This window comes from Oleiphilus sp. HI0067 (assembly GCF_001635735.1).
The window spans coordinates 1-9,887 of the sequence record NZ_LWFI01000147.1 but is presented as its reverse complement, the minus strand read 5'-3'; the positions used below and the strand labels follow the sequence as shown (position 1 = coordinate 9,887).

The 9,887-nt window shown below is 42.9% G+C and carries 6 protein-coding genes, 1 other RNA gene and 1 riboswitch; of the genes, 3 read left to right on the top strand and 4 right to left on the bottom strand.

Annotation, left to right across the window (positions count from 1 at the left end; all coding sequences use genetic code 11):
- The first annotated feature begins 104 nt into the window (after nucleotides 1–104).
- The 3 genes from A3739_RS01990 (at nucleotide 105) to A3739_RS01980 (ending at nucleotide 4,097) form a co-directional block, all read left to right on the top strand.
- Nucleotides 105–764 carry an HlyD family efflux transporter periplasmic adaptor subunit gene (locus tag A3739_RS01990; RefSeq protein ID WP_068475781.1) on the top strand — a complete coding sequence of 220 codons (660 nt, stop codon included), beginning with the start codon at nucleotides 105–107 and terminating at the stop codon, nucleotides 762–764.
- 110 nt (nucleotides 765–874) lie between these two features.
- Nucleotides 875–1,006, top strand: a riboswitch (TPP riboswitch).
- Nucleotides 1,007–1,061: 55 nt separating this feature from the next.
- Nucleotides 1,062–2,969, top strand: a complete 1,908-nt coding sequence (thiC, locus tag A3739_RS01985; RefSeq protein WP_068475779.1) for a phosphomethylpyrimidine synthase ThiC — start codon at nucleotides 1,062–1,064, stop codon at nucleotides 2,967–2,969.
- A gap of 192 nt (nucleotides 2,970–3,161) precedes the next feature.
- Nucleotides 3,162–4,097 carry a LysR family transcriptional regulator gene (locus tag A3739_RS01980; RefSeq protein ID WP_068475777.1) on the top strand — a complete coding sequence of 312 codons (936 nt, stop codon included), beginning with the start codon at nucleotides 3,162–3,164 and terminating at the stop codon, nucleotides 4,095–4,097.
- Between the two features lie 64 nt (nucleotides 4,098–4,161).
- On the opposite strand, the gene A3739_RS01975 is transcribed toward A3739_RS01980, so the two are convergent.
- The 4 genes from A3739_RS01975 to A3739_RS01960 form a co-directional block, all read right to left on the bottom strand.
- Nucleotides 4,162–4,986 carry a MipA/OmpV family protein gene (locus A3739_RS01975; protein WP_068475774.1) on the bottom strand — a complete coding sequence of 275 codons (825 nt, stop codon included), beginning with the start codon at nucleotides 4,984–4,986 and terminating at the stop codon, nucleotides 4,162–4,164.
- A 118-nt stretch (nucleotides 4,987–5,104) separates the two neighbouring features.
- Nucleotides 5,105–8,350 carry a response regulator gene (locus A3739_RS01970; protein WP_068500054.1) on the bottom strand — a complete coding sequence of 1,082 codons (3,246 nt, stop codon included), beginning with the start codon at nucleotides 8,348–8,350 and terminating at the stop codon, nucleotides 5,105–5,107.
- 24 nt (nucleotides 8,351–8,374) lie between these two features.
- Nucleotides 8,375–9,547 (bottom strand): ABC transporter substrate-binding protein, encoded by a 1,173-nt coding sequence (locus A3739_RS01965; RefSeq protein ID WP_082878220.1) that lies wholly within the window; start codon nucleotides 9,545–9,547, stop codon nucleotides 8,375–8,377.
- Between the two features lie 185 nt (nucleotides 9,548–9,732).
- Nucleotides 9,733–9,859: non-coding RNA, RtT sRNA (locus tag A3739_RS01960), on the bottom strand.
- Between the last annotated feature and the right edge of the window lie 28 nt (nucleotides 9,860–9,887).

Here is a 9,887-nt window from a genome sequence, read left to right as displayed (position 1 = left end):
GGAGGAGGAAATTCAATCATAGAAAGGCATGGTTGAGAAAAAGCTCGCCAACAAACTCAGATTTTTATAGATACAGAGTGAAGCCGCTGAATTGCGCGGTGTAATTGCAAAAAACTGAGGCGCAACAAGCAGAAATACAGGTCAAGATTGGCGAGGTGAAGCCAGAGAAGCTTCAAGCCAAACAACGTTTTCAAGAGCAAACAGCCACTGAATTGCGCGATATCAAATTTAGTTTAAAAGATGTACGCGAGCAGCTGGCAACGTCAAGCAATGTGCTTCAACGGATTGATATTCGTGCGCCGGTTGATGGAGCTGTAACCGGCTTAAACGTACATATGGTTGGCACAGTTGTTCGGGGAGGAGATCTCATCATGGAGATCGTCCCTGCGATGGATACTTTAATTGTTGAATCTCGTGTTTCGCCCACTGATGTAGACAAAGTCTATAAAGGCCTTGATGCTAGGATGAGAGTCGCGTCATTTAAACAACATGAATTTCCACAGTTGAGCGGAACGGTTGAGTCAATTTCGGCTTATGTCTTTGAAGATGAAAGACAACAAACGCAATATTACAGTGCACGTATTGCGCTAAATGGTTTTGTTGCAGACGACGATATGCTCCCATTTGATGATGACGGGAACCTTCTATCCATTCACCCTGGCATGCCAACAGAAGTAATGATTATTACTGGCTTAAGTGCACCTGCTCAGTACTTATTAGAACCATTGATTAATTCGTTTAACAGGGCCTGGAGAGATTCGTAGTTTGGGTTGTGTGGTTCAGCGCTATTATTTTAAAAACGGAGCCTCATGCTCCGTTTCTTTTATTTCATGTTGTAAATAGTTGCTGAATTGATCAGCTAGTCATACACTTCTCATACCTGTCGGGGAGCTTCCAGTGGTTAGGGAGCTGAGACTGCTAGCTATGCGCTGTATCCACAGTAAAAGCAGGACCCGTTGAACCTGATTTGGTTAATACCAGCGTAGGGAACAGTTTGCTCGTTTTGTAACGTTTGAGTCGTTATCAGCAGATTGCTCCCTAACAATTACCTTGGAGCATACATGAGCAACACGCCACAGCAGCCAGCTAAAAACGCAAAGATCACCGACGCAAATATCTCCAAAACAGCATCGGTCGATGAACTTTCTATGACGCCATTTCCTGCGTCGAAAAAAATCTACGTAAAAGGTAGTCGCGACGACATTCAAGTGGCTATGCGCGAAATTGAACTAAGTCCAACCAAGCTGCAAGACGGCAAGGAAGAACATAACCCTCCAGTTCGTGTCTACGACACCTCAGGCCCATATACAGATCCAAATAAAGACATCGACGTGCGTTTAGGCTTAAGTCCAATGCGTGAAAAATGGATTCTAGAGCGCAGCGACACCGAATTGCTTGAAGGCTTCAGTTCTGAGTACGCAAACATTCGCGAGAAGAACATAGCGCTCGAGGGTTTGCGTTTTGAGTACAAGCCAAAGCCACGTAAAGCGCGTGAAGGCAAGAATGTCACGCAACTTCATTACGCGCGTCAGGGCATTATTACGCCTGAAATGGAATACATCGCAATCCGCGAAAATCTAGCGCTCAGCGAAGCTGAGCTTGAAAAAGCGGTATCGGAACAACATCCGGGTCAAAGCTTCGGTGCATCGATTCCTAAGATTATTACTCCTGAATTCGTACGTGATGAAGTTGCTCGAGGCCGCGCGGTAATTCCGAATAATATCAACCACCCTGAATCTGAACCAATGATTATTGGTCGTAATTTCCGCACCAAAGTAAACGCAAACATTGGTAATTCGGCAGTGACATCTTCTATTCAGGAAGAAGTTGAAAAGACGGTATGGGCGACACGCTGGGGTGCCGATACTGTTATGGATTTGAGTACGGGGGACAACATCCACGAAACACGTGAATGGATTATCCGAAATTCATCAGTGCCGATCGGTACCGTACCGATTTATCAAGCATTAGAAAAATGTGGTGGTGTTGCCGAAGATTTAACGTGGGAATTATTCCGAGACACACTGATCGAACAAGCTGAGCAGGGCGTTGATTATTTTACGATCCATGCCGGCGTATTGCTTCGTTATGTTCCGATGACTGCAAAACGCGTAACGGGAATCGTTAGTCGCGGTGGTTCGATTATGGCGAAGTGGTGTTTGGCTCATCATAAAGAAAACTTCCTCTATACCCATTTCGAGGAAATTTGCGCAATCATGAAAGCCTATGATGTTTGTTTCTCATTAGGCGATGGCTTACGTCCGGGGTCAATTGCCGATGCAAATGATGAAGCCCAGTTCTCTGAACTTCGTACCTTGGGCGAATTAACAAAGATTGCATGGAAACACGACGTTCAAACCTTTATTGAAGGCCCCGGACACGTGCCAATGCATATGATTAAAGAAAACATGGAAGAACAATTGGAGCACTGTGGTGAAGCGCCTTTCTATACTTTGGGGCCACTGACGACTGACATCGCTCCAGGATATGATCATTTCACTTCTGGTATAGGTGCAGCGCTTATTGGTTGGTATGGATGTGCAATGCTGTGTTACGTGACGCCAAAAGAACACTTGGGCTTACCTAATAAAGACGATGTAAAACAAGGCTTGATTACTTACAAGATCTCGGCGCACGCCGCAGATCTCGCGAAAGGTCATCCCGGCGCACAGATTCATGATAACGCGATGAGTAAAGCGCGATTTGAGTTCAGATGGGAAGATCAGTTCAATCTCGCGTTAGATCCGGATACGGCACGTGCATATCATGACGAAACGCTTCCTAAGGATTCAGCGAAAGTTGCGCATTTCTGTTCAATGTGTGGGCCAAAATTCTGCTCTATGAAGATTTCACAAGACGTTCGAGATTATGCTGCGGAACAAGAACTGGCTAAGGCAGCTGATGTTGGGATGCAGGAAATGTCCGAGAAGTTCAAACAAGATGGCAGTGAAATCTATCACGAGGTGTAAGACTTACTATTAGATTTTGGTGGTACTGAAGGAGGTCGATCTTTTAAAGTTCGGCCTTTTTATTGCGCGTACTAAGCAATAGGCGGGTATTTACTCCAAATCTTTGAGTTTCCATAAAAAAACTGCCATTTACTCTATCTATTTTTTTCTGAAAAGGTATACTTCGCGCGAATATCATTTCAAAGGTTTATTATGGATATTGCTCGTATTGATCTAAACTTATTGGTTCACTTGGATGTTCTACTACGCGAACAAAACGTTACCAAAGCAGCTAACCACTTAGGTATTACGCAGCCAGCGATGAGTAATGGTCTAAAACGTCTTCGAAATTTGTTTAACGACCCTTTGCTTGTTCGAACAAGTGATGGCATGGCTCCCACTGAACTCGCACTATCACTTAAACCGCAAGTGCGTGAAATTCTCTCTAAAGTCGAGCGCGTCGTACAGCCAGAACGTAGTTTTGATTTAGAAACTGAGCGTGTATTTAGAATCATGGCGAGTGACTACGCTGAATCCACGTTGATCCCTGATGTACTTAGTGAAGTCCGTAAGCTTGCGCCGCTAGTGACATTAGATGTTCTTACTCCAAGTGACGTTAGTTTCGAGGATGTTGAACAGGGCCGTGTTGATATGGCAATCAACCGTTTTGATACGCTTCCTCAGTCCTTCCATTCTAAAACCTTATGGAACGATAGCTTTTCATGCGTTTTGTCGCCAGAGAACCCCGTGCTTGAGGGCTTCAACCTAGAGTCTTACCAAGAAGCTTCGCACATCTGGGTTAGCAAGACAGGTTTTGGTGTTGGCGTCGGTGTAAATCCTCAAGATGTGCAGCGTTTGGGATGGGTGGATGAAGCATTAAACAAACTTGGCGGAAAACGAGATATACGGGTATTTACGCGCCATTATCAAGTTGCAATGCAGCTCGCACAACAGCCTGATTTGATCGCAACACTTCCGACGCGCGCAGCACAGTTAAAGAGCGAAAGTGCAAAAGTTGTCATTAAAGAGCCGCCATTCGACATTCCATCATTTGAGCTGAAGATGGCATGGAGTCCATTGCTACAGCACAATGCTGGTCACAAATGGTTAAGAAGTCTCATTTCTGAGGTAGCTGAAAAGCATCGATAAGAGCATATCAAACCTTGTTAAGCTTCTATTAAAAAAGGCCAGTTAAAACTGGCCTTTTTAGCATCTAAAACTTGTATTCTAGTCCTAGCCGAAATCTAAGTCGTTCTGAATCCTCAACGAGTGATGAGTTTTCTGTTTCTGCTAATACCTCTTCCCAGGCCGCATAAAAAACGCCTACGATATTCTGAGAATAAGGTTTTTTAATTACAATATCGAAACCAAGGTGGCCGCTATTTTCGCCTTCGAACTCCGGTCTAAATTCGTCAAACTGGCGCTGAGTCAAATCGGGTCTCGGATCTACCGCTCTGTTTTTTAACTCTTCAAATCCGTTTACGTTTTCAGACGCACTTATACCGTAGTAGTAATCATTGAAGGCAGAGCTAAAATAGTGAACGTAAATACTCGGCGTAAATGTTATTAAGTTGGGGTTGCCTGTGGGCCGTGCCAAGCGAACAATGTTATGCATGCCGCCATGTTTATCAGAAACATCTTTGTAATACTCCCAAGTTAAATCGCCAACTTGAGAGTAGTAGGTATACAAAAAACCAATCTCGAAAGCTCGGTCACGATTTTCAATACCGACAAAAATATCTTTGCTTGCATCGTTGATATCTTCTGTATCCAAGAAGTAATCGTTATACGAAGCGATCAGGGCGATTGAGATATTGTTATGACGAAAACCTGTCCATCCAACTACTTTATCTTTAATAAAAAAGTCGCCGAAATCTGCATCGATAAATGGATAGGGCTCTGTGTACCCATCTTGCCCCTGATATATGCCTGATTCGTATGTAACACCTAGGCCATAGGCATTTCGTTCGTCCGCATTAGCACTTAATGAGAGAAACCCTAAGCAAAAAAGGAGGGCATGAAATAAACTACGCTTCATCAATCGTCCAATATCGAAGTAAAACAGCGGGCTATTGTAACGATTGCTTACACAAAGGAATGAGAAACAAGGCTGTTTTTTCTATTTCAAAGATATTTTTGTAGCGCTAGCGTGTTAACTACTTATTTATTTGAGCAAACCAATGAGCAACGCGATCGTGAAGGATATCTGTATCTATTGGCTTAGTAATATAGTCCGACATACCCGCTTCTAGGCATTTTTCGCGATCACCATCGATAGCGTTCGCGGTCATCGCGATTATTGGTATATCTTTATAAGACTCTCCACATTCACCTTTTCTTATGTTTTGAGTTGTTTCATATCCATCCATCTCGGGCATTTGGCAATCCATGAAGATCATGCCATAGCTTGGTTCGTTGCTCATTTTCTCAAGCGCTTCAACACCATGATTCGCGACCTCAACACTTAAACCAAGCCCTTCAAGTAAGGTAACAGCCAATATTTGATTGATAGGATTATCTTCAACAAGCAAGACCTTTAAACCTCCGTAATCACGATGATCTTCTTTGCTGATATCGGGTTCACCTTCGCGTTCGTATGATTCTTCTGCCTGCATAGATATACTCATAAGCGCGTCATATAAATCATTATGCGTTGCAGGTTTTGGAAAATAACTATCGGCCCCAAGACTATTGATTTGATCGGCGCCCCTTAAATCAGCCAACTTAGTCAGCATACAAATGTGAGTATGATTGCTGTGCGAGCGGATTGACTCGATGAGACCCTTGGTTTCTTGACCGATAACATGATTACTCAGAAAGCAAATGTCGCCATCAAAGGATTTAATTCCGTCTTTAAGTTCATCTGAATTGAGTTTTTTAGACGAGACTCCCCATGTTGTGAGTTGTTTTTCGATAACGCTTGCCGTTCGTTCACACGAGTCAATGATTAGAGCATTGATGTCTGAGAACTGGCTGATATCAAACCTATTACTTCTTTCAATTTCGGCCTTGAATGCTAATGTAAAGACGCTTCCTTCACCCAGATCACTCTCAACAGTTATATCCCCGTCCATTAGCTCAGCGAGCTGTTTGCAAATAGTTAGTCCTAATCCTGTTCCGCCAAATTTACGTGTTGTAGATGTATCAACTTGAGAGAATGATTCGAAAATTGCGGAAATCCTGTCTTGCGGAATCCCCACGCCAGTATCAATAATTGATACATAAATGGTGTCATTGCCATCTTGGGCAGAGTTTGAGGCTTTAATCGTTACACTACCGTGCTCTGTAAACTTAATTGCATTGCCAATTAAGTTGATAAGAATTTGGCGAATTCGGCCGGGGTCACCTTTAATTTGATGTGCGTTCAGCTCGCTAGTATCGAGAATTAACTCTAAAGACTTATCTTCAGATACGCAGGCAATACTGCTGGAAACATCCGACAGTAGATTGACGATATCAAAAGCAACGTTTTCAAGAGTCAGCTTGCCGGCCTCTATTTTTGAGAAGTCTAATATATCATTGATCAACACTAACAAAGCATCAGCGCTGGATTTAGCAAGCTTCACGTGCTGTATTTGCTCCTTGGTCAGGCTGCTCGATTCAAGCAATCCCAACATGCCAAGAATTCCATTCATCGGCGTACGGATCTCGTGACTCATACTAGCGAGGAACTCAGATTTCAATTGGGCTGATTCTTCTGCTTTGAATTTGGCATCTTCCAAATATTGCTGTGTTTTTTCTTGATGTGTGACATCTTGTTGAAAACCCAGAACATGCGTCACAAGGTTGTCATGATTACGTATCGGCGTTAACGACAGCTGATTATGGAATTCCTCTCCCGATTTTTTATAGTTGATGATATTTACCGTGATTGGTTCAAAATTACGCAGCGCCGATTTTATCAAAGCCTTTTTGTGAGGCTGTGTGTTTTGACCTTGAAGAAAACCGCAATTTCTACCGATCACTTCGTTCGCAGCATAGCCAGTTTGTCTTTCAAAAGCCTTGTTTACATATGTAATCGGAAACCCTTGCTCTGTTGCATCAGAAATAATAATTGGTGTTTGGGCTTCATCAATCGCCTGATTTTTTATCGACAGCTCTTGCTTTAATTGCTCTGATTTCGTGATGTCCACACCTGTAATCACGATACCGATCACTTTATCAGAACGATCCTTGTATAGTGTTTTGTGCCAGCTGACTATCTTCGTGACATCACTTATTCGAAATGATTGGGTAATCGGTCGGCTCTGCTCGTCAGAACTAAGGAATTTACGTGGAAAAATATCTGATGGTCTATCAAGTCGGTTATCTTGATTTATTTCGCTATACAACTGATTAAACGAGTTGTTCGACATAAAATTGTTATAGTTGAGGTCAAACACAACCAGCATCTCATCAAGAGAGTCAATGACATCTTCTACTCGCTCTTTTATTTTTGTTGTCGTAAATAGTCCCTCAATTAGCTGATTAAACGCGTTGCGCAACTCGGTAATTTCTGAAGATTCATTCTCACTTTCAGTGAGTAGCTTAAAGTCATCTTCATGACGAGATTCTACGATTTTACTTTTCAAGAGATTAATAATGTCGCTCGCTGTTGTGCTTGCTAGCCCAATTGCGTTTACAAGTGCAATGACAACGAGCGCAAAGATGCCAAGCATAAGGCCAACAACCCAAGCCGCATCTTTATACACATCTAAGTTGGATTGGATGACTGAGAGTTTTAGCGTACCAAGAATATGTGATGTGATGATGCTGCCCATCCCAGAGTCATCAGTTACTGGCCCTGAGCGATATATAAGATCTTCGTTTTGACGCAGTTCAAGAGAATAGTCTTCAGTATCAAGTTGGATTACGTCAGATAACTTCTCAACGTAAAGTACTATAGCCCCTTCGGGGGTCGGGCCATAAATCACGGGAAAAGCTATAAATATCCCGTTCTTATCGACAGATCTAAAGTGTAAACCATCTTCTAATGTTGAGCTCTTCCAGTCGTACATCTGTGACTTGTTAGCAAAGTACTTATGGTTATTACCTGTAATGAGCTCTCCTTCGAAGTCTGTAAAAACAATACTGAAATTTGATTTGTCGCCAATGAAGTTTATCGGCTGTAGAGAGCGGAAAAATACGGGAAGATACGATTCTCGATTACTAAAATCGATCAGACTATTGATGATTAAGTCGTTACGAGCGAGTGATTCAACTTGCTCATCGAGACTCGATAGCCGTTCATTAAGTCGCTTTTCGAAATCATCTAAATACTGCTCATGCGTGATGCCAATATTAAAGTTGATGATGAAGAACGTAGTAATGACTGTTATTAACGCGATAGATAAGACAATGGGCACGAACCGACGCAAGGTTGTCTGCCTAATTCGTTGATTAAGTGTCTTTGCTTGAGTCATGGCTTTAAATACCGGTTTTAGAGCTTATCGCGGTACTAAATGACCGTTGTTATTGAACTTAGAAATAAAGTAGTCGTCGCGCAAAAGCGCATCATGCTGCCAAGCGTTAAACGGCGAGGTATAGTTCTTTATGAGCCCCTTGTGGCTTTTTAGATTTTCTAAAGCATCTCTGATTTTACTTCGTTTAAACACGCCCGCGTCTTTCACAGCGATAGCAAGCATATGCACGAGATCGTAAGCTTGAGCTAAACCAACAACTCCAGGGATGTTTTTCTGGTCAGCGTCTGCGACAAATTTTTCTTTATATGTATTTAGAATACGATTAGCTATCTCTTCATCATATGCATTTACAAAACTAAAAGTTTGAATCGTTGAGATATCTAGATTGTTAATTCTCTCTAACCCGACGCCCGAAACATAACTGCCACCCGCGATACCCCAATGAGAAATGATGGGTTTTGATTTTAATAAGTCACTCGAAATTAGTCCTTTGGTGACCACAATGCCCTCTGGTGCATTGGCCACAAGCATAATCGCATCAGGGTTTTCTGCTTCTAATGCCGACAATTGGGTTTCAATGTTCTTTTCGCCCCAATTTACCCAGTGTATACCTGCGACATTGAGCCCCAGCGATTCAGCGGCTGCGGTCATTGAGGCTTTATTTGAACGCCCCCAGCCGGTCCGCTCGAGAACTAGAGAAATAGACTGTGCGTTAATTGACTGCGCGTAGTTCACCAATACTGGCCCCGCTTCTTTGTCTCGGATCGAAACGCGAAAAACAAAATTTGGATTATATTTGTTTGATGTGATAGGTGTACCAGCAGCCCACGGAACTAAGAACAACAGTTTGTTTTGATGGATAATTTCAAGTTCCTGCAGAACGACGGGAGTATGTACACCTCCTAGTACGGCAATCAGATTATCCATTTTTGCAAACTTCTTGAGGTTGCTTATTCCGCGAGCTGGATTTCCCTTATGATCGCGAGTTACTAGTTCAAGCTGCTTGCCGTTAATGCCTCCGTTAGTATTGATCTCTTCTATAGCAATTTGAGCCCCTCGTTGAATTGCGAGCCCTCCCGCTTTCGCACCACTAGACATATCAGCATCCAAGCCGATCAATAATTTGTCAGCATTGGCAAAAGGGTGAGAAAATAAAGTAACGACAATAAAAATCACTAACTTTCTAAAAATCATCATATCGGCTAACCATCAAACGCAATTTCATAGCTCAATTGTAGACAAGAAAATAGATCGCGCTCGCGAAGTAAAAAACGGTTACAAAAAGAACTGGTTTTGTTTTCTAAGAAGCGGGTATCAAAGATTGCGAAGGGAACGTGTTGACCGGTACAAAACAAATTTAGTTATGAAAGGCTTGGAGTGAATGGCCCGCCCTTCAGGATGATTCGCGTCGCTCTCCCTTCGGGTCGTCGCCGTTCCGTCGACGTTGTCTCGCACTGTGTGCTCGGCTCGAACCTCTCAGGCTCTCATCCAGAATGGCCCGCCCTTCAGGATTCGAACCTGAGACCTATCCCTTAGG

Bases quoted from the DNA above. Each gene is read 5' to 3' on its own strand.
- thiC (WP_068475779.1), top strand. From the start codon at position 1,062: ATGAGCAACACGCCACAGCAGCCAGCTAAAAACGCAAAGATCACCGAC.
- A3739_RS01965 (WP_082878220.1), bottom strand. From the start codon at position 9,547: ATGATGATTTTTAGAAAGTTAGTGATTTTTATTGTCGTTACTTTATTT.
- A3739_RS01970 (WP_068500054.1), bottom strand. From the start codon at position 8,350: ATGACTCAAGCAAAGACACTTAATCAACGAATTAGGCAGACAACCTTG.
- A3739_RS01975 (WP_068475774.1), bottom strand. From the start codon at position 4,986: ATGAAGCGTAGTTTATTTCATGCCCTCCTTTTTTGCTTAGGGTTTCTC.
- A3739_RS01980 (WP_068475777.1), top strand. From the start codon at position 3,162: ATGGATATTGCTCGTATTGATCTAAACTTATTGGTTCACTTGGATGTT.